The 19,119-nt window shown below is 47.5% G+C and carries 23 protein-coding genes; 22 read left to right on the top strand and 1 reads right to left on the bottom strand.

Going from position 1 to position 19,119, the window contains the following annotated elements; genetic code table 11:
• Positions 1-5 precede the first annotated feature (5 nt).
• The 18 genes from ACXAJH_RS03125 to ACXAJH_RS03040 all read left to right on the top strand — a co-directional run bounded on the left by ACXAJH_RS03125 (position 6) and on the right by ACXAJH_RS03040 (position 14,899).
• Positions 6-503, top strand: coding sequence for a dihydrofolate reductase (locus ACXAJH_RS03125; RefSeq protein WP_474968643.1), 498 nt, complete (start codon positions 6-8; stop codon positions 501-503).
• A complete protein-coding gene (mobA, locus tag ACXAJH_RS03120; RefSeq protein ID WP_474968642.1) occupies positions 500-1,114 on the top strand; it encodes a molybdenum cofactor guanylyltransferase in 615 nt (204 codons plus the stop codon). Before ACXAJH_RS03125 ends, mobA begins: the two co-directional genes overlap by 4 nt.
• An 89-nt stretch (positions 1,115-1,203) precedes the next feature.
• Positions 1,204-1,380 (top strand): twin-arginine translocase TatA/TatE family subunit, encoded by a 177-nt coding sequence (locus ACXAJH_RS03115; protein ID WP_474971403.1) that lies wholly within the window; start codon positions 1,204-1,206, stop codon positions 1,378-1,380.
• Positions 1,381-1,410: 30 nt separating this feature from the next.
• On the top strand, positions 1,411-1,599 hold the full coding sequence (gene tatA, locus ACXAJH_RS03110) for a twin-arginine translocase TatA/TatE family subunit (RefSeq protein WP_027954362.1): 189 nt from the start codon (positions 1,411-1,413) through the stop codon (positions 1,597-1,599).
• A 110-nt stretch (positions 1,600-1,709) separates the two neighbouring features.
• Positions 1,710-2,438, top strand: a complete 729-nt coding sequence (gene tatC, locus ACXAJH_RS03105) for a twin-arginine translocase subunit TatC (RefSeq protein WP_474970393.1) — start codon at positions 1,710-1,712, stop codon at positions 2,436-2,438.
• A 110-nt stretch (positions 2,439-2,548) separates the two neighbouring features.
• The gene (locus ACXAJH_RS03100; RefSeq protein WP_474968641.1) at positions 2,549-2,767 is read left to right on the top strand and encodes a YozE family protein; all 219 of its coding nucleotides are present in this window, start codon (positions 2,549-2,551) and stop codon (positions 2,765-2,767) included.
• 9 nt (positions 2,768-2,776) lie between these two features.
• Positions 2,777-3,931 (top strand): exonuclease SbcCD subunit D, encoded by a 1,155-nt coding sequence (locus ACXAJH_RS03095; RefSeq protein WP_474993070.1) that lies wholly within the window; start codon positions 2,777-2,779, stop codon positions 3,929-3,931.
• A gap of 1 nt (position 3,932) precedes the next feature.
• A complete protein-coding gene (locus ACXAJH_RS03090) occupies positions 3,933-7,049 on the top strand; it encodes an AAA family ATPase (RefSeq protein ID WP_474993068.1) in 3,117 nt (1,038 codons plus the stop codon).
• Between the two features lie 187 nt (positions 7,050-7,236).
• Positions 7,237-7,923 (top strand): uracil-DNA glycosylase, encoded by a 687-nt coding sequence (locus tag ACXAJH_RS03085; protein ID WP_474971406.1) that lies wholly within the window; start codon positions 7,237-7,239, stop codon positions 7,921-7,923.
• A 63-nt stretch (positions 7,924-7,986) separates the two neighbouring features.
• On the top strand, positions 7,987-8,580 hold the full coding sequence (vrrA, locus tag ACXAJH_RS03080; protein ID WP_474968637.1) for a VrrA/YqfQ family protein: 594 nt from the start codon (positions 7,987-7,989) through the stop codon (positions 8,578-8,580).
• Positions 8,581-8,668: 88 nt separating this feature from the next.
• Entirely contained in the window at positions 8,669-9,628 is a 960-nt protein-coding gene (gene msrB, locus ACXAJH_RS03075; RefSeq protein ID WP_474991990.1) for a peptide-methionine (R)-S-oxide reductase MsrB, read from the top strand.
• A gap of 76 nt (positions 9,629-9,704) precedes the next feature.
• Complete coding sequence (locus ACXAJH_RS03070) at positions 9,705-10,283, top strand: TetR/AcrR family transcriptional regulator (RefSeq protein WP_474968635.1); 579 nt, start codon at positions 9,705-9,707, stop codon at positions 10,281-10,283.
• Positions 10,284-10,391: 108 nt separating this feature from the next.
• Complete coding sequence (locus ACXAJH_RS03065) at positions 10,392-10,991, top strand: alpha/beta hydrolase (RefSeq protein ID WP_474970392.1); 600 nt, start codon at positions 10,392-10,394, stop codon at positions 10,989-10,991.
• A gap of 69 nt (positions 10,992-11,060) precedes the next feature.
• A complete protein-coding gene (locus ACXAJH_RS03060; RefSeq protein ID WP_474968634.1) occupies positions 11,061-11,264 on the top strand; it encodes a DUF6501 family protein in 204 nt (67 codons plus the stop codon).
• A 135-nt stretch (positions 11,265-11,399) separates the two neighbouring features.
• Positions 11,400-12,989, top strand: a complete 1,590-nt coding sequence (locus tag ACXAJH_RS03055; protein WP_474993066.1) for an amidohydrolase — start codon at positions 11,400-11,402, stop codon at positions 12,987-12,989.
• A gap of 77 nt (positions 12,990-13,066) precedes the next feature.
• Positions 13,067-13,615: a histidine phosphatase family protein gene (locus ACXAJH_RS03050; RefSeq protein ID WP_206932753.1), complete on the top strand. Its 549-nt coding sequence runs from the start codon at positions 13,067-13,069 to the stop codon at positions 13,613-13,615.
• Positions 13,616-13,781: 166 nt separating this feature from the next.
• Positions 13,782-14,021, top strand: coding sequence for an indolepyruvate ferredoxin oxidoreductase subunit alpha (locus tag ACXAJH_RS03045; protein WP_008640010.1), 240 nt, complete (start codon positions 13,782-13,784; stop codon positions 14,019-14,021).
• 137 nt (positions 14,022-14,158) lie between these two features.
• Positions 14,159-14,899: an SDR family oxidoreductase gene (locus tag ACXAJH_RS03040; protein ID WP_474991988.1), complete on the top strand. Its 741-nt coding sequence runs from the start codon at positions 14,159-14,161 to the stop codon at positions 14,897-14,899.
• Positions 14,900-14,983: 84 nt separating this feature from the next.
• Here ACXAJH_RS03040 and ACXAJH_RS03035 read toward each other — a convergent pair whose 3' ends face one another.
• Entirely contained in the window at positions 14,984-15,259 is a 276-nt protein-coding gene (locus ACXAJH_RS03035) for an acylphosphatase (RefSeq protein WP_474991987.1), read from the bottom strand.
• A gap of 78 nt (positions 15,260-15,337) precedes the next feature.
• On the opposite strand from ACXAJH_RS03035, the gene ACXAJH_RS03030 reads away from it, so the two are divergent.
• From ACXAJH_RS03030 to ACXAJH_RS03015, 4 genes are read left to right on the top strand one after another with little or no spacing between them, the layout of a single operon-like run.
• Complete coding sequence (locus ACXAJH_RS03030) at positions 15,338-16,309, top strand: P1 family peptidase (protein WP_474971412.1); 972 nt, start codon at positions 15,338-15,340, stop codon at positions 16,307-16,309.
• Between the two features lie 5 nt (positions 16,310-16,314).
• Positions 16,315-17,196 (top strand): gamma-glutamylcyclotransferase, encoded by an 882-nt coding sequence (locus ACXAJH_RS03025; RefSeq protein WP_474993064.1) that lies wholly within the window; start codon positions 16,315-16,317, stop codon positions 17,194-17,196.
• Positions 17,189-18,043 (top strand): alpha/beta hydrolase, encoded by an 855-nt coding sequence (locus ACXAJH_RS03020; RefSeq protein ID WP_474968628.1) that lies wholly within the window; start codon positions 17,189-17,191, stop codon positions 18,041-18,043. Before ACXAJH_RS03025 ends, ACXAJH_RS03020 begins: the two co-directional genes overlap by 8 nt.
• Positions 18,024-19,070, top strand: coding sequence for a C45 family autoproteolytic acyltransferase/hydolase (locus ACXAJH_RS03015; RefSeq protein WP_474993062.1), 1,047 nt, complete (start codon positions 18,024-18,026; stop codon positions 19,068-19,070). Before ACXAJH_RS03020 ends, ACXAJH_RS03015 begins: the two co-directional genes overlap by 20 nt.
• Positions 19,071-19,119 lie beyond the last annotated feature (49 nt).

Genomic DNA, 19,119 nt, shown 5'->3' with positions numbered 1-19,119 from the left:
AGACTGTGATTTCATTTATTTTTGCGATGGATCGTCATCAACTAATCGGAAAAGATAACGACCTTCCCTGGCATATCCCCAACGATTTTAAATTCTTTAAGGATATGACCTGGGGGAAAACCATCATCATGGGAAGAAAAACGTTCGAATCCTTCGGCCGTCCACTTCCTGAACGAAAGCATATTGTTTTGACATCAAACGAATCCTATGACAGGGAAGGCTGTACCGTCATACACTCCACGGATGAGATTCTGAAACTGGAGCAGGAGCAGCCCGATAAGGAATGGTTCGTCATCGGAGGCAGTGTATTATTCGAGAAAATGCTTCCTTATGCCGACCGTATGTATCTCACTTATATTGACGCTGAATTCGAAGGCGACACCTATTTCCCGCCATTCAATTATGATCAGTGGACGTTATCCTCCGAAACGAAAGGCATGAAGGACGAGAAAAACCCTTATGACTATTACTTCCGAACCTACGACCGGAAGCGGATTTCATGAAGCCCGTATGCGGAGCTGTTCTGAATGAAGGGGGATCGACGAGGATGGGTATGGATAAAAGTTCTTTGCGGCTCGGCCGCACATCGGTGCTGGAAAGAATTTTGTCCCGCCTTGCTGTATTGACGCCGCATTTGATCATTAATCAACACGATGCACACCCGGTCTATCCGACAGTTCCGGAACATTTTGAGCAGACGGGGCCGCTCGGGGGTATCCATGCTGTCATGAACCATGCGGAAGCGGAGTGGATAGCCGTTACGGCCTGTGATACGCCCTTTCTTTCCGCGGAGGTTTACCGCCATCTGCTAACGTATGCGGATTCCCAAACGGACGCGGTGATTCCCTGCCATAACGGCCGCAGACATCCATTATCCGGTTTGTATCACAAACGGACGGTACATACCCTGGACACATTCATACAGCAGGGTGGAAGAAAAGTAGGAGAATTCCTGGCCGGGATCCGAACGAAGGACATCAACGATTTTTCTCCCATCCCTCTAAATGTCCTGGACAAGCATTTCTTCAACATGAATACACCGTCCGATTATAGAAAGGCGGAGGAATGGTTGAAAAAAGACGAAGGGATAGAGACAAACCCCCGTCATGAATGATATGATAAGGCTATCAAGAGAATTTTTCCAAGCATCAACGACGGTTCCGGGTCAAGGACTAGTCGTTTTGAGAAAAAGGCGGTGAGGATATGCTCTCAAGTATTGGTATTCCGGGGTTGATCTTAATTCTGACGATTGCTTTGGTGATATTTGGCCCAAAGAAACTTCCTGAAATCGGAAAGGCTGCCGGAGAGACATTAAAGGAATTCAAGAATTCGGCCCGCGATCTGACTAGTGATTCAGAGGAAAAGGAGACCGAAAAATAACCACCACCCTGCATAAACGGAGTGATTTCCATGTTATCAAGTATTGGAGTACCCGGGCTGATTCTGATTTTGATCATCGCTCTGGTCGTCTTCGGCCCTTCCAAGCTTCCTGAAATCGGCAAGGCCTTTGGAAGCTCTCTGAAGGAATTCAAAAAAGCGACCGGCGATATCATGTCCGATGAGGACAATGGGAAAACTGAAAAGAAAAAGACAGACTAAATGAATAAGGGAGATGTAAGGGTTTCCCCTTGCATCTTCCTTTTTGTCAGGCTGGAGGAAGCCTGGAGGTGAATGATTTGTCCGACGAAAATATATCTCAAGATATCGAAATGAACATAACCGACCATTTAAGTGAATTACGGAAACGCGTAATCTGGACGCTCGTCTTTTTTGCCGCCTTTTTTATTGCCGGCTTCTTCTACGTAGATCAAATTCAATACTTCTTCATCAAAGATCTACCCTTTGAACTGAACATGACCAGTCCAGGTGAAATCATCTGGATCATCTTTACATTCGCCACACTGGTTGCCGTTGTCGGAACTCTTCCTGTTCTGTCTCTGCAGCTGTGGCTGTTTATTAAACCTGCGTTGACCCCTAAGGAACGGAAGGCATCTCTTTCCTACATACCAGCCATCTTCATCTTGTTTCTGGGAGGGCTGACGTTCGGGTATCTCGTTTTCGTAGAGTTGATCCTTCCATTTCTGCTGTCGCTGAACAATGGGATGTTCAATGAGATTTATACAGTGGAACGATATTTCCGATTTTTATTCCGGGTGACGATTCCATTTGCGGTGTTATTTGAAATTCCGGTCATCGTCATGTTCTTAACCAGCCTGGGTATTGTTAACCCTGTCCTGCTCGTGAAGATCAGAAAGTATGCCTACTTTGTGCTGGTCATTATCGGCACGATTATATCTCCGCCGGATTTCATTCTGCAGCTGGTCGTGGCCGTGCCTTTAATTATTTTATATGAAATCAGTATCGTTTTATCGCGGATGGTTTATCGGAAAAAGCTTGAAAAGCACAGAGAATTTATGGAATCGGATATCGAAGAATAGGAAAGATCCCCGGCCGGGGATCTTTTTTCTTCAAGGAAGACCGGCTTGAATTTTTTGCCGGCTTCTTTTATTCGTGATAAAACTATAGAAAGAGAGACAGGAGGATTTGTATGAAATCTTTTTATCATTATATGATGCGTTACCGCGGAAACAAAAAAATGGATGAGGAGAAGCAGCTGGCTGAGTGGATGTTCAAAGATCACAGCTTTCCCAAACAGTCGGTCTCCTATGATGAAATCAGCCGCTATTTGGAGTGGAATGCTCCTTTTGCAGGGGCTCTCAGCCTTTTTGACCGGCTTTATGATGAATATGAAAAAGTAGAAGAATGAGGTGATCCAATGAAGTTCCTTCACACCGCCGACTGGCATTTAGGAAAAATCGTCAACTATGTACATATGACGGATGATCAACGTTATATGCTTGAGCGGTTCATTGATATAGTCAAAGAAAAAGAGCCGGATTGTATTATTATCGCAGGCGATTTATACGATCGTTCCATACCTCCTAAAGAGGCTGTGGAGCTGTTGAACGATACGCTGACGACGTTGGTCAATGAACTGCAGATCCCTGTTCTTGCGATTTCAGGCAACCACGACAGTCCTGATCGTCTACAGTTCGGAAGCGAAATGTTCCGCAGGCAGGGATTGTTCTTAGATTCTAAATTAAAGAAAGATCGGAAGCCTGTCACGTTATATGACGATCACGGGCCTGTCCATTTTCATTTAATCCCTTACTTAGAGCCGGCAGAAGCAGCAAAGGTCTTTGATGATGACTCGATAAAATCCCATCACCAGGCAGCTGAGAAAATCATCAACGATATCGAACAGCGCTTTGATTCAGCGGAGAGACATGTCTGGATCGGTCATTCGTTCCTCGCCGGAGGGATGGAATCCGAATCAGAAGAACGGCTTTCAATGATCGGGGGCAGCCCTTATGTGGATGCCTCCTTGTTTACGGATTTTGCGTATACGGCACTCGGTCATCTGCATCAACCCCAGCGTGTGACCCGGGATTATATCCGCTACAGCGGCTCGCTGCTGAAATACTCATTTTCGGAAGCCAGTCACAATAAATCCGTAACCTTTGTCCATATGGATGAGGACGGCACGTGTGAGATAGAGAAAATCCCTTTACATCCGCTGCGGGATTTCAAAGTGATTGAAGGGTATTTTGAAGATCTTCTTTCGGGTGATGCAGTGCCCAATCAAGAGGACTATCTGCATGTTCGTCTATTGGATGACGGACAACTGCTTGATCCGATGGGAAAACTCCGTCAAGTTTATCCGAACATCCTTCATTTAGAAAGAAAAAGATCGATGTCCAACCCTGAAATGGACGATCTGGAGCATGTGAAGAAAAGGCAGACTCTCTCTCACTCGGAACTTTTCGCCTCTTTCTATGAAGATATAAAAGGAGATCCCCTGCCTGGAAAGCGGAAGGACATGATTGAACAGGCCGTTCATGCGTTAAAGAAAAAGGAAAGGGAGCAGTAATATGAGAGCCATAACGATAACGATGAATGCTTTCGGACCATATAGAGATAAGCAGACGGTCGACTTTACGACCCTTGGCAGCGAATCGATCTTTTTAATTACAGGACCGACCGGAGCCGGAAAGACGACGATTTTTGATGCGATGTGTTTTGCCCTGTACGGGCGGGCCAGCGGGAGTGACCGCGATCAGGATACCTTAAGAAGTCACTTTGCTTCTCCCGAGGACCTCACTTATGTGGATTATCTATTCGAATTGAGAGGCAGAACCTACCGCATCAAGCGTCTTCCGAAACAGCAGAAGAAAAAGGAACGCGGCGAAGGATATAAAGAAGAGCCGGCCCGGGCAGAGCTGTATCAGATCATGGATGATGAGGAGCGGCTGCTTGCTTCAAAGATCAAGGAAGTGAACGATACCATCGAGGAATTGATGGGGCTGGACTATGAGCAGTTCCGAAAAATGATCATGATTCCGCAGGGAGAATTCAGGAAACTGATTTCAGAAAATAGTAAAGAAAGAGAAGAAATTCTCCAACGCATATTTAAAACTGAATTTTTTGACGCATTGACCTCTCATTTCAAGGCTGAAGCAAAAAAACTTGAAGATGAGATGAAGCAGTTTGAATGGAGAATCGAACAGGAGAAAGAGAAAATTCACTGGCACCCGGATCAGCAGGAAGAAGAAGAAATCCAGGAGCTTTCAAAAGTGAGAGAACGTCTGCAACAGCGGATTATCGACCAGGAAAATCATTATCATGAAAAGCAGGAGAAGCTGCAGGAAATCAAAAAGGAGACAGACGCTTTCCAGGAACATGTCTATCAACAGCAGCGGGTGACAGAACTTTTTCAGGAAAAAGAGCATCTGGTCCGTGAACAGCAGAAGCTTCAAGACCGGCAGCCTGAAGTGAATCGGCTGCAGGAGGAAAAACAGTGGGCGGCAAAGGCTGCGGAGGTCCTTCCTTATGAAAAGGATTATAAAAATCGTAAAGCTGAACTGGAAAAGTGGCAGACGAGCCTCCAACAGAAAGAAGAGCGAAGAGCTTCCCTGTTAAAGGAGTATCAGGAAGCTGAAGAAAAATACCGTACAGAGGAACAGAACGCCCCGCATCGCGAAGCGTTGAAAAATAAATGGAAAAAGAAGCAGGAAGAAGAACAACTGCTGAAGGAATACCTTTCGCTGGTGGAGGTGCTCAAGCAGCATAAGGGAAATTTCCGCCGAGATCAGGAAGCTGTCGAAACCAATCGAAAAAAGCTGCTGGACGCATCTCAAACAGTTGAGAAGCTGAAGGGAAGCGTTAAAGAAGATCCTTCTCTCGCTGAAAAAGAATACACATTAAAGCAGAAGCAGGAAAACATGGGTAATAAAAAGCAGAAGCTCCAGCAATTGAGCCGGGAATGGGGGCAGTTGAAGAAGCTCCGGAAAACCTATCAATCGTTCATGGTCCGCTTTGACTCAGCCAAGAAAGACCAGCAGAAATCCAAGGAGGCCTATGAATCTGCTCTTGAAGAGGTGCAGGGATACCATGCCTATACACTTTCCATGAACCTCGTGGAGAACACGCCCTGTCCGGTATGTGGTTCGAACCACCATCCTCAACCTGCCCGGCAACCGGCAGCTGTTAAAAGTGCAGCGGAGATCCAGCAGCTTAAAGAAGTCTATGAAAAACACGACGAGGAGCTCACCAAGCTTCAAGAGGAATTTGTCCAGGTAAAATCAGCAGGCGAAACCCAGCGGCAGCTGACCGACCGTCTGTACCAGGAACTGCAGGACGATATGACAGACATGACGGATGCATCGATTCAAAAAGCTGTGGACACAGCCGGGGAGCATCTTGACTCTTACAATAAAGAACTTCAAAGTCTTCAAGAAAAGAGAGCACGCCTCCAAAAGGAAAACAAACAGCTGGAAGAGCTGGAGGGTACGATCGTCCAGCTCCGCGGGGAGGCAGAGAATCTCCAGGAAGCTCTCCAGTCTTCCCGCCAGAAGACTGCTGATGTTCAGGCTGACATCCATGCGATGGAAAAGAATGGAGCCTTTGAAACGACCGATGCAGAAACGTTGAAAAAGGAAACAGAGAATCAGGAAGCTTTATATCTTGCAGCAGAACAAAGCTGGGAGAAAGCACAGGCCGTTTATCAGCAGAAACGGGAAGAACGGCAGCAGGTCCAGACTGCCGTAGAGGAAGGCCGTGCGTATGTAGAGGAAATGAAAGCAGCTGTGGAGGATCGGGAAAAACGAATGAATCAAACGCTTGACCAATTTTCCTTCCCCTCTATAGAGGCGTACAGGGAGGCTCTTAAACCTTCTTCTGAACGGGAGGCTATGGAGAAAAGAATTCTTGAACATGATAAGCGGAAAGGAATGGTAGAAGAACGGCTGGGTGTATTGAACCGTGAGCTGAAAGAAACCGAAAAACCTGATATGGATGCTCTCCATAAGGGATTGGAGGAGAAAAAGGCGGCCCGGGACGCCAGGCAGGAGCAGTTAAATGAAATTCAGGTGATGTTGAAGCAGAACAGGGACGTCGAAAAAAATATCACACGTCTCGTGGAGGAAGTTGGAGCACTGGCTGCTGATTATTATGATGTGGCTGAACTGGCCCAGCTTGCTGCTGGAGATAACCCTATGAGGCTCTCGCTTGAACGCTATGTGCTGGCTTCTTTCCTTGATGAAATTCTAGTCCAGGCGAATATCCGCCTTGATCAAATGACGGACCACAGATATCAGCTGGTCCGGAGCGGGGCAATTGCCAAAAGAGGTGCGCAGAGCGGCCTGGATCTTGAAGTAATCGATCATCATACAGGACAGCAGCGTTCTGTACGGACATTGTCGGGCGGGGAAGGCTTTAAAACCTCACTCAGTCTCGCCCTGGGTATGGCTGATGTTGTCCAATCCCATGCGGGAGGGGTTCAGCTTGATACCTTATTTATTGATGAAGGGTTCGGAACCCTTGATGAAGTATCACTGGAGCAGGCCATCGGTTGTCTGCGGGCACTTCAGGATGGAAACCGCATGCTCGGGATTATTTCCCACGTGTCCCAGCTGAAAGAGGAAATCCCGGCCAAACTACAAGTATATAGCGGTCCTAAAGGGTCTTCGCTTCAATTTATTTTTCAATAACCGGTAAAGAACAGGGCTGCTCCTTTTTGGTTGAGGAGCAAAACCTGCGGGAAAAGGGCAGGGAGTGACGTTGTCCAACAAAATTCGTCCCGAGGAGAAGATCCGGCTCTAAGACTATTGTCTAATGATGCGCTTGCCCGGGAAATAGTTGCTCCACCCCTGCCAATGACAGAGAGGAGAGAGCGGATTGCTTACGATTGAAAATGACTGGAAACCGGTGCTGCAGCAGGAAAAGCAGAAAGAATATTTCCGGGAGCTTGAAATGGAAATCGAAAGAGAATATGAACAGGCGCACGTGTTCCCTGAGCGCGAGAACGTTTTAGCCGCTATGAAGGGAACGGCACTCTCAGATACGAAAGTCGTCATCCTGGGACAGGACCCTTATCACAATGAGGGTCAGGCTCATGGATACAGCTTTTCGGTCCGTCCCCACGTGTCTATTCCACCTTCTCTTCGTAATATTTATAAAGAGATGGAACAAGATTTGAACATAAAGAAACCCAACCACGGATGCCTCCAGTCATGGGCTGCGGAAGGTGTCCTGTTGCTCAACGATGTTTTGACGGTGCGCGCGCATGAGCCTCATTCCCATAAAGGAATCGGCTGGGAAAAGTTCACCGACGCTGTAATCCAGAAGATCAATGAAAGAGAACAGCCTGTGGTGTTCCTATTGTGGGGAAAACATGCTCAAAAGAAAGCTGATTTTGTAGACCGGGAGCGCCATCTCGTTCTCGAATCTTCCCACCCCAGTCCGTTTGCTGCCCATCGTGGATTTTTCGGCAGCCGCCCTTTTTCCAAGGCTAATGAGTTTCTGAACATGCATGGGGAATCTCCTGTGAACTGGGCGCTTCCAGTCAATCCTGAAGAGGCTTGAGCCCAGACCATACGGTTACCCAGGGCATATGTTACAGTATTCTAAAGTTTCGGAGGGGTTGTTATGTTTCCTACTGGTCAACCACCATACCCTCCCATGGGGGCGTTCCCGGGCTTTCAACAAGCAGCAGGTCCACAGATGATGCGTTCTATGGGACCTCTCGCAAATGCTGGTTCCCGTGGATTCGGAGGTCTGCCGGGTCTGCTTGGTAAAGGCGGTTTTGGTGCTGGAGCTCCCGGGTTTTTCGGGAATGCCGGATTAGGATCTGTACCCGGAGCGGGCTTTCTCGGTGGCGGAGGCCTTGGTTCCAATGCGTTGAATGCGGCCGGCGCCGCTGCCAAAACAGGAGGGGCCGGGTGGCTTGGGCATATGCAGACAGCGCTGAAGGCTGTCCAGACTGCCGCGCCGATGATGCAGCAGTACGGTCCGATGATCAAAAATATCCCAGCAATGATTAATATGATGAAAATTATGAATGAGCCGGATGAAGAAGAGGTAGATGAGTCATCAGGAAAATCGGGTGAATCACCATCCTCCTCCTACAGCTGGGAGTCCAGAGAAAGCTCCAGCAGGGGGAAAGGGAGGAGTAAACATACCTCCAAATCGCATAAAAAGAAAAAGAGTCAAGGAACATCACAGCCTAAATTGTTTATTTAGGCTGTGCGTGTGGCTTGATTTTTTTTTATGAATTAGCAAGAATAGGAACAAAGGTTATTGATTACACAATGCCGGAGGAGGCTTCATATTGACTAATACATTACAAAAAGCAACATTCGCCGGAGGGTGCTTCTGGTGCATGGTGGAACCTTTCGATGAACGACCTGGGATCGAATCCATTGTTTCTGGATACACCGGAGGACATACGGAAAATCCGACGTACATGCAGGTGGTTTCAGAAGCAACCGGACATAGAGAAGCTGTTCAAATCGTATACGATCCGGAAATCTTCCCCTACGAACGGCTCGTAGAACTATTCTGGCAGCAGATAGACCCGACAGATGACGGAGGGCAGTTTGCTGACCGGGGCCATTCCTATACAACAGCCATCTATTACCATAACGAAGAACAGAAAGCAGTCGCTGAACAAAGCAGACAGGAGCTGGAGAAATCAGGGAGATTCAGCCAGCCGATTGTTACTGAAATCCTTCCCGCTGCCGTCTTTTATGAAGCGGAGGACAAGCATCAGGAGTATTATAAGAAGAACGCGTTCCACTACAAGCGTTACAAAAAAGGATCCGGACGTGCTGGATTTATCCAGGACAACTGGAGTTATAAAAAGGATCCTGAAGATCTAAAAAAACGGCTGAGTGATATTCAATATAAAGTAACACAGGAAAATGCGACGGAACGTCCTTACGATAATGAATATTTCGACCATGAAGAGGAAGGCATCTATGTGGATATTGTTTCTAAAGAGCCGCTGTTCAGCTCGAAAGATAAATATGACGCCGGTTGTGGATGGCCGAGCTTCACCAAGCCGATTGAGAAACAGCAGGTCAAAGAGGAAGTAGACACTTCCCACGGCATGTTCCGTACGGAAATCAGGAGCGGTGGAGCCGATTCGCATCTCGGACACGTCTTTGACGATGGCCCTGTAGACCAGGGAGGACTTCGTTACTGCATAAACTCTGCAGCGCTCGAATTCATTCCGAAAGATCAGATGGACGAAAAAGGATACGGATATTTGAAGCATCTTTTCCGCTGAATGGCTTGTTCAGAGAGTCAGGGTTAGAAGCAGCTGTCATCCAATGCTATAATGATTGGATGAGGAGGAACGGACCTTGGGCAGAAAACGAATCCTAACCAAAGATGAAATTTTAACCGTAACCGGGGAAGTACTGCGAAACGGTGGTATCCAGGAGGTTCATTTCAAAAAACTGGCTGAAGAGCTTCAAGTCAGCCGCAGCACCCTTTATGAGTATTTCAAAAATAAAGAGGAACTGATTCTCTCGTACATGAGAGCGATGATGGATGAAATGAATCGAAAAATTGAGGCGGTGCCGCCGGATCTTCCTCCCAACGAAAAATTAAAGCAGCTGCTTCACATTTTTCTGGAGCACGCCGATACGTATCACATTGATCAAATGATTCACGAACTTCAAACGAGTGATAAGCAGGTAGCCCTGTTATATAAAACCGAAGTTCATAAGGATCTCATGAAAACCCAACAACTTATGGGCAGCTGGATTGAAGAAGCGAAAGAAGCTGGGTTGTGGACGACAGATGTTTCCTCCACGCTCATCTCCGACGTTATTTTTCATTCGATTTTATTTTCCAACCGAAAAAAAATCGGAGCAGAGGATATGACGCAGCAATTGTTCCATATGATGGAACACGGTTTGTCCCAAAGAAACGAATGAACCCGCCGCTTTTTAAAAAGGCGGTTCTTTCTTTGACAATATCTTGAATTAAAGATATCATGTTTTTAGATATGATGATAAAGAAAAAACGGAGGGATTCACATGAATATGAAGCACATCTTCAAAGAAGGGCAGAATGAGAAAGTTCTTCTGCTTCTGCACGGGACAGGGGGGACAGAACAGGACCTTCTCCCACTCGCCGGGATGATCGATCCTGAAGCCTCCGTCTTGTCTGTCCGGGGGAACGTTTCTGAAAACGGAATGCCGCGCTTCTTTAAGCGGCTTAGAGAAGGGGTTTTCGATGAAGAGGATTTGGTTGAGCGGACGAAGGAATTATCCGAGTTTCTGGATGAAGCTGCCGCTCATTACGGCTTCCGACGGGATCAGATTGTAGCCGCAGGATACTCCAATGGGGCGAATATTGCTGGCAGCCTTCTGTTTCATTATGAAAAGAGTCTGCTTGGTGCGGTGTTGTTCCACCCGATGGTGCCAAGACGGGGGATAGAGCTTCCTGATCAGACGGGAATTCCCGTATTTATTGGTGCCGGTGAAAACGACCCGATCTGTCCGGCTTCTGAAACCCATGATTTAAAATCACTGCTTCAAGCTTCCGGAGCCCATGTCACGGATCACTGGGAGCGGATGGGGCACCAGTTGACTGAACAGGAAGTACGGGCAGCCGCCGAGTGGTATGCGGCGCAGTTTTAATGGTGTCTGTATTGAGTCACATCCTTGTTCCGTGTATGATAGAAGGCAGGGAACAAAGGAGGTAGTGCTGTGATTCATAAAGATTGGGAAAACAATAAAACGATAAAACAAATCGAATGCGTCCATAATGACGCCGCTAAATTCGTTGTCAACAACGTCCTCACCCCAGGTAAGGTGTACGACGTTAAAAATGAAAGCGAAGAATTTTACTTTGTAGTAGACAACTCCGGCAGAATCGGTGGTTTCTACAAAGATTACTTCAAAGAAGTATGAGACAAGCTGAAGGGATGCCCTTCAGCTTTTTTATTGGCTGTACGAATGTCGAATATTGTGAGAATTGGACGTTTACAGTCAAGATTGGCGGGGGTATGGGGGTATAAGCCTATAAGAAGAAAGGATGCCTTCTTTATGATTATAAATAATGTCCGAATTTACGATCCTTCCCACCCTTATGATGATCAAACGTATGCGGTTAAAATAAATGGCGGAACGTTCGAAAAAATCTCTGAAGAGCCTTTAGAAGGCGGGGAGGTCATAGATGGGAAAGGGAAAGTCCTAGCCCCCTCTTTCAATGACAGCCACATGCACCTTTTACGCTACAGTCTTTTGAAAAAGGAGCTGGACTTGACCGAAGCGAAAAGCTGGAAGGAAATGAAACAGATGGTCGAGGACCACTATGACAAGATTGAACAGAATGACTGGATTTATGGAAAAGGGTTCAATGATGGGAACTTTGACGATTTGGATGGTCTGCTTACCGCTGAGGATTTGAACGAGATTCACGTTGATGCCAATATGTACTTCATGCATCAGGATGGACATGAGTGCGTAATCAGCCAGAAAGCGTTGGAGCGTTTGAAAGGGGAGGAAGCGTTTAAACAGGAACCGGATGAATTCAAGGAAACAGATGAAAGCGGGGAATGGAACGGACGCTTTAAGGATACTGCTGTTCATTACATTAAACACCATTTCTGGGGCCGTTCCGCTGCGGATGCGAAAGAGGCGCTGAAAACCGGAATACCTTATTTAAGCCGCTGTGGTATCACGTCGGTTCATACCGATGACATCAACTTCATCGGGTCTTATCAACGCTTGTGGGAAGCGTATACACAGCTTGAACAAGAAGGGGAACTTCCCATCGATGTTCATCTGCACCATTATATATTCAATATCGATGATTTGAAAAACTACTGCCTTCATAATGACCTCCGTACGGGCGGGGGAACAGAACGGGTGCGGGTAGGATCAGTGAAAATCTTCCTTGACGGGACACAACGGTTGTTTACAGCAGCCATGCGCAGCCCTTACCCCGTTCAGCCGGATACGGACGGCATTTTGATTTATACCCAGGATCAATTGAATGAAATGGTCCGTTATGCGAGTGAACAAAAGATGCAGGTAGCTATGCATGCGATTGGAGACCGGGCGGTGGAGCAGGCGTTGACAGCCCTTGAACAGCCGGAAGCAGAAACGGAAAGGTTCCGCCACCGGATTATTCATGCCCAGACGCTCGCTCCTGATCTTATCCAACGCATGAGAGAGGCTGCCCCTTATATTGAAACACAGCCTTCCTTCCTGCTTGATGAATGGGATAAAAAACACCACTGGTCGCCGGAAAGTCTCGTTCCATACGCTGACGCTTATGAAACTCTTCTGAAAGAACAGATTCCGATTACGTTGAGCTCGGACCTTCCTATCGGCGCCCTGGATCCTTTTGTGACGATTTTTACAGCGGTGAACCGGACCGACTTGGACGGGCGCCCTGAAGGTGGATGGATGCCGCAGGAAAAGATCAGCCTTCAGGCGGCCTACACCGGATTTACAAAAACACCGGCGGAACTTGAATACAATGAAGATCACAAGGGCATCATTAAAGGTGGTTATCAGGCTGACTTTGTTCTTCTGGATCAGCATCCCGAGGAAATCAAACCGGAGCACCTGCACGAGTTGAGTGTCCTGGAAACCTGGCACAGAGGACAAAGGGTCTATAAAAGATAAGTACGACTTTTCTTGTAAACACTCGTTCCATCATCCATAATAAGAGTAAGGTGACGGAAAGGGGAGGATGGGTAGAAATGGATAAACTAATTATCGTCCGCCACAGTGAAACAGAAGGGCAGCATGAAGACTCACCCTTAACTAAGCTTGGAATACGTCAAGCACAGAAACTGGCGGTCCTGTTGGATCAGTCTGGTGTAACCATTGACCGTATTATCTCAAGTCCCTATTTGAGGGCCGTTGAGACCATCAGACCCTATGCCCGGTCCAAGGACATGGAAATTGAAAGAGACGACCGCCTGGAGGAAAGGGTCCTCAGTCACGAACCATTGGATGACTGGGAAGAAGTCCTTCACGATACGTTTCAGGATCCTGATTTGAAGTTAACCGGAGGTGAGTCCTCTGTAGAAGCGAAGGACCGGGTCCTCTCGCTCATTGAGGAGCTGGAAAATCAAGACTGTGGAAATGTCCTCCTCGTAACGCACGGGAATCTTCTTGCTCTGCTGCTGCAGAAGTATAACCGTGAAATTGGATTTTATGATTGGAAACGGCTGTCACGCCCGGATGTTTTTCTTGTCCAGAAACAGGGCGGAGAATATATTGTGGAACGTATTTGGGAAGATTGACAGCTCGGCTGTCATCTTTCCTTTCTTTATTTCTTCTGTTGTCAGACCTCGGATTGCGATTTTGACATAAAATCGTTATGATAGATTGTGGTGTTTATCTTAGCTATTCAAGGTGAATATAGAAATGTAAGCACACTTAATTCCACTTAAAGGAGGAGAAAACGAAATGGCATTTGTTATTACATCCCCTTGTAAAGATGAAAAAGCTGGAGAATGCATGGATGTGTGCCCGGTTGACTGTATCGAGGAAGGAAAAGATATGTTCTATATCGATCCTGCCATCTGCATAGATTGCGGCGCATGTGAAGCTGTGTGTCCGGTAGAAGCTATTTATATCGAGGATGAAGTTCCTGAAGAGGAAACCCCATACATCGAAATCAACCGCAAGTTCTTTGAAGAACAATAAGGCACATACAAAAAAACGCCCTCCTTACGATTAAGGAGGGCGTTTTTTATTATCCCATTTCTTCACAGCATTCCAATGAATAATTATCTTGAATTCCGGGTAGATACATAAAGAATTCGGACATAGGAGGCTATTTTATGACAACGTTACAAAATCAAGCAGCAGTTATTACAGGGGCAAGCAGCGGAATCGGTAAAGCGATCGCTCACTCCCTCGCAGAACAGGGAGCTCATGTCGTATTGGCAGCCCGCCGCGCGGAACGCCTGCAGGAGCTTGCTGACGAAATCACAAGTCAGTATCAAGTAGAAGCGAAAGTGGTCGAAACGGACGTTACGAAGCGGGAGGATGTCGAAAATCTCGTGAAGGAAACGAAAGATGCCTTCGGCCGTTTGGATATTTTCATCAATAATGCCGGTGTTATGCTGCTTTCCTTCCTGAAAAATGATCATGTAGACGAATGGGAACAGATGGTGGATGTGAATATTAAAGGTGTGCTGTACGGCATTCATGCCGGACTGCCCGTTATGCTTGAACAGGATTCCGGCCACATCATCAATGTTTCCTCAGTGGCGGGCCATGAAGTGTTTCCTTCCAGCACGGTGTACAGCGCGACCAAGTACGCAGTAAAAGCGCTGTCCATGGGTATGGAAAAAGAACTGGCCAAAACCGGTGTGCGCGTCACCAACATTTCTCCCGGGGCGGTAGAAACAGAGCTCACCGATCACATCACTGACGGAGAAGTTCTGGATATGTTTAAGGACCGCAGTATGCAGCCCCTTGAAGCTGCAGATATTGCCAGCGCCGTTTCGTATGCTGTGACACAGCCGAAATCCGTAAATGTAAATGAAATCATTGTACGACCGCTGCATCAGGCCTGAGCAAAAAGAGACATTTAAAAAAAAGCTTGTAGAAAAACTTCTGTTTTTCTACAAGCATTGATGACCGCGGGAAGCGGTCATCTTTTAATGGACAACTTTAAATCTGCTGTAACCCTGAATTTCATCTTGACTAGTTATATCAAGGGATTCAACCTGGCTGAAAGGAGTTGGACCTTCATTGATTTTTTCAATGAAACGTTTCAACTGATCCTCTTCAGCTTCAGCTTCGATCAGGACGGTTCCGTCCGGCTGATTTTTGACCCAGCCCGTTACGCCGAGTTGTTCAGCCATCTGCTTGGCAGAAGCCCGGAAACCGACTCCCTGAACGCGTCCATGTACAAGAATTCTATTATTTTCCATTGTGTCAGCACCTCCAGTTCCTCTCTGAACAATTCCCTGCGTCCCCCTGCAGGCAAACCTCAATAAGGAGGAAGAAGGATGAAAGAAATGAAGATTACGGATTTGTCCCCGTTTAAAATCGGACAGAAAGAAGATCCATCAGGCCGTACCGGCTGTACCGTTGTGCTTCATGAAACAGGTGCTGTCGGAGGTGTAAGCGTCCGGGGCGGTGCGCCGGGGACGAGGGAGACCGACCTGCTGCGGCCGGAAAACCTTGTCCAGCACATTCACGGCCTCTTCCTTTCCGGCGGCAGCGCTTTCGGACTTGATGTCGGTTCCGGTGTCATGAAATTTCTCGAAGAAAAAGGAATCGGCTTTGATGTGCAGGTGGCTAAAGTTCCGATTATTCCAGGAGCCATTTTGTTTGACTTGACCGACGATCCCGCCGTCGAACGTCCGGACGCCCAACTCGGCTATGAGGCTGCACGGTCCGCTTATGAGGCACCTGCGTTCCAAATGGGAAATTACGGAGCGGGCGCCGGGGCTTCGGTAGGAAAAGCGCTGGGAAAGACACACAGCATGAAAGGCGGAATCGGAAGCTGGGCCTGCCGAATCGGGCAAGTGGAAATCGGAGCTGTTGCAGCGGTCAACAGTTTTGGCGATGTGGTCGATCCGGCCACAGGAAAAGTGATCGCGGGTCTTTATGAAGGAAATGAATTTTTACATACAGAAAAGCAGCTTCTTCGTCAAATGGAAGATACGGATACCAATCGTTTCAAAGGAAATACGACCATTGGGACCATCCTTACAAATGCGGCTTTGACGAAAGCAGAGGCATCTAAAGTGGCCGATGCGGCTCATGACGGTCTGGCCAGGACAATCCGCCCTTCCCATACATTTGTGGACGGGGATACGATTTTCTGTATGTCGGACAATCAGGTTCCCTGTGACCCGAACGCTCTAGCGGCTGCTGCTGCATGGTGTATGGAAAAAGCGGTGCTGAATGCCGTGCTGTCCAGTGCTTCCACGGAAGAATATCCAGCAGCCAAGGATTTTCACAAGAAAGGATGACACCCGTGTACGTATTTGTTTATGGATCCTTATGTTCAGGTCAGGACAATCATCACCTATTGGGAGAAGCAGAGCTTGTATCCGCTCAGGCCTTTGTAAGGGGCACGCTTCATTCCGGGCCCTTATATGAACCGCTTCTTTTGGAAGACCAGCATACATGGACGTATGGAGAACTCTATCATATTCCGCCCGCTTTATTATCTTTGCTTGATGATTTCGAAGGCTTTCAACCAGGAAGTGGGGATGGGAATTGGTATAGGAAAGAAACAGAAGTCTTTTGGGACACAGACTCCGTTATGGCAGAAACCTATTACTGGAATGGAGTGGCGAAGCAATCGATTCCTCACAACGACTGGAAGGTTCATCAGTTCCTTCAGCAAGACTCCTACATTTATTTCGCCTACGGGTCCTGCATGGATGATGCCCGGTTCATTACCCAGAAGGTCCACCATCTCTTTGGGGATGTCATAGGAAGAGGAACGCTGGATGACTATTGTTTAGCCTTTTCTTACCATTTGAATGATGGAGCAAGAGCGGATATCAGAGAGGGCGTGAAGCAAAAAGTGGAAGGTGTCCTTTATCGAATCAACAAGCAGGCCCTTCAATACCTTTTTTTACGGGAAGGGGTGGAAGCAGGGGCATACAGACCTGCCATCGTGCCGGTGAAAACGGATGATGGTTCAGTCCTGCAGGCTGTCACATTCACCGTGCTCTCTAAGAAAGAAGACTCACCTCCGCCCTTCCACTATGCTGAAGAGATTGTCCGCGGCGGAGAGCGTTACTTATCCACGGAGTACATCGAGGCGTTGAAACAAAGGTTCCTCGATGATTTAAAAGTGCAGCATTTCCAAGAATACATGGAGAAAAGGAGCCGTTCCTATGACTGAAGCCACATGGAAAATGTATACAGCGCGTGATTTTTCTACGCTTTCCTATATGTCTTACCATCAATCCGCCCATAGCGACGAGGCGGTAATCATCATTCACGGCATCACGGCAGAATTAACGGAGCAGAAAAAGTTCGCCTCCGCCTGCCGGAGAGATGCGGACGTTTTTCTTCCGGTCCTCAGAGGCTATGATCATAAAAATAAGCGCGGTGACCTGGATTATATCGGACAGTATGATGATGATTTGTTTGATTTCATTCACTATATCAGGAAAAAAGGGTACAAGCGGATCACACTGATGGGGCATTCCATGGGATGTGCCAACCTGCTGCGCCTGATCAAGAAAAATCCTGCCATCGGAGATGCCTACATCTTCACGGCTCCATTTTTTCATCCGGCCGTTCCCGTTTATAAAAACGACGCAACTGATCCTTCCGGAGAAGGAGATGATGTCGAGTACACCGTCTATACGAAAAAGGTCATGGTATTAATGACCTTATATAAAATGAATATCCACCGGTTTGAAAAGGCTCCAGCCGCTGAAATTCCTGACGAATTCGCCGATACCGGCCGTCTGTCCCTTTCCTTCAGGTTGTTGGTTTCCCGATTTCCCGAGAAAGTGACCCCCGGCCTGCTGAAAGGTGTGCAGGCACCAGTGACCATTGCTGTCGGCAGTGAGGATGAGGTTATCGAAGCAGAGAAATTGAAGAAGTGGGCGGAAGATATCTGGGAACGTCCAGTCGATATTCTTCCAGGGGCCGATCATAACGACATCTTGTATGACGCTGGATTTCATAAAATCATTCAAGAAATGGACGAGTCTGGCAATGAAAAAACTGTCCAGTGAAGTCATCCAGTTCAAGGGCCGGGCCGATGATTTCGGATATGAGCAGGGAAAAAGACTGAAACAGACCCTCCTTTATGAAAGTCACCTCCAGCGCAGACCGCGGTCCATCCGTCATTATCAAACAGATACAGAACATGTGAAAGCGATGCTTATGCACTGGGCGCCGCTCCTATGGGAAGAGCTGAGGGGGCTTTCGGAAGGTCTGCAATGGTCCCTTGAAGAAACCGTTCATGAATACAGCGGCTGGCAGCAGGAATGGGATCGTTCCGGATGCTCTATCATGCTTGGCAGCAACTATATGATCCGCAACTATGACTACAACCCGAAAACCTATGAAGGGCGGTTCCTGATTTACCAGCCCGATAACGGGACCGCATCCATCGGTCCGGGTCAGCGGATCATCGGACGCACCGATGGCATGAATGAACATGGATTATGTGCTGGCTACAACTTCGTCAATCGTCTTCACCCGGAAGATGGATTCATCTGCTGTACATTGACTAGAATTCTTTTGGAGAGCTGCCGGGATACCGTTGAAGCAGAGAAGCTGCTGAAAGAGCTCCCCCACCGCCATTCATTCAATTATGTCCTTTTTGATAAAGCCGGCAGATCTTCTATTTTGGAAGGATCCCCCAGAGGGGTGATCAAGAAAGAAGGACAGGCTTCTACCAACCATTTCTCCCACATGCCCCAGGAGAACCGCAGACACTTGTCAGATTCAGAAACGCGGCTTTCCAAAATGATCGTCAGACAGAAGGAGGAGTGGGATGCCCAAGACGCCTTTCAATTTTTGAACGATCGTTCGGGTCCGATTTTTTCTGATCAGTATGAACGGTCTTCGGGTACGATTCATACAGCTGGTTATTCCCCGGAGACGCTTTCTCTCCGATTCGGACTTGGCGGTGATGCACAGGCTGTTTCGTTTTCCTTCGACAACTGGATCAAGGGACGCCGTTCCCCTGTTAAAAAAATGTTCGGATGGATTGATACAGTTATGGATATTCCCTATCTGGACGGCATCACCTGAAAAACCATATTGAGATGAAGGGGTCTGCGGCGTACAATAAGGATAGACG

This window comes from Halobacillus sp. ABD4_316, from assembly GCF_056161385.1.
The sequence above is the reverse complement of the archived record's forward strand: the minus strand, read 5'-3'. Positions and strand labels throughout refer to the sequence as shown.

Excerpts from the sequence above, each read along its gene's own strand:
- mobA (WP_474968642.1), top strand. The coding sequence starts at position 500 with ATGAAGCCCGTATGCGGAGCTGTTCTGAATGAAGGGGGATCGACGAGG.
- ACXAJH_RS03115 (WP_474971403.1), top strand. The coding sequence starts at position 1,204 with ATGCTCTCAAGTATTGGTATTCCGGGGTTGATCTTAATTCTGACGATT.
- tatA (WP_027954362.1), top strand. The coding sequence starts at position 1,411 with ATGTTATCAAGTATTGGAGTACCCGGGCTGATTCTGATTTTGATCATC.
- tatC (WP_474970393.1), top strand. The coding sequence starts at position 1,710 with ATGAACATAACCGACCATTTAAGTGAATTACGGAAACGCGTAATCTGG.
- ACXAJH_RS03100 (WP_474968641.1), top strand. The coding sequence starts at position 2,549 with ATGAAATCTTTTTATCATTATATGATGCGTTACCGCGGAAACAAAAAA.
- ACXAJH_RS03095 (WP_474993070.1), top strand. The coding sequence starts at position 2,777 with ATGAAGTTCCTTCACACCGCCGACTGGCATTTAGGAAAAATCGTCAAC.
- ACXAJH_RS03090 (WP_474993068.1), top strand. The coding sequence starts at position 3,933 with ATGAGAGCCATAACGATAACGATGAATGCTTTCGGACCATATAGAGAT.
- vrrA (WP_474968637.1), top strand. The coding sequence starts at position 7,987 with ATGTTTCCTACTGGTCAACCACCATACCCTCCCATGGGGGCGTTCCCG.
- ACXAJH_RS03065 (WP_474970392.1), top strand. The coding sequence starts at position 10,392 with ATGAAGCACATCTTCAAAGAAGGGCAGAATGAGAAAGTTCTTCTGCTT.
- ACXAJH_RS03055 (WP_474993066.1), top strand. The coding sequence starts at position 11,400 with ATGATTATAAATAATGTCCGAATTTACGATCCTTCCCACCCTTATGAT.
- ACXAJH_RS03050 (WP_206932753.1), top strand. The coding sequence starts at position 13,067 with ATGGATAAACTAATTATCGTCCGCCACAGTGAAACAGAAGGGCAGCAT.
- ACXAJH_RS03045 (WP_008640010.1), top strand. The coding sequence starts at position 13,782 with ATGGCATTTGTTATTACATCCCCTTGTAAAGATGAAAAAGCTGGAGAA.
- ACXAJH_RS03040 (WP_474991988.1), top strand. The coding sequence starts at position 14,159 with ATGACAACGTTACAAAATCAAGCAGCAGTTATTACAGGGGCAAGCAGC.
- ACXAJH_RS03035 (WP_474991987.1), bottom strand. The coding sequence starts at position 15,259 with ATGGAAAATAATAGAATTCTTGTACATGGACGCGTTCAGGGAGTCGGT.
- ACXAJH_RS03030 (WP_474971412.1), top strand. The coding sequence starts at position 15,338 with ATGAAAGAAATGAAGATTACGGATTTGTCCCCGTTTAAAATCGGACAG.
- ACXAJH_RS03020 (WP_474968628.1), top strand. The coding sequence starts at position 17,189 with ATGACTGAAGCCACATGGAAAATGTATACAGCGCGTGATTTTTCTACG.
- ACXAJH_RS03015 (WP_474993062.1), top strand. The coding sequence starts at position 18,024 with ATGAAAAAACTGTCCAGTGAAGTCATCCAGTTCAAGGGCCGGGCCGAT.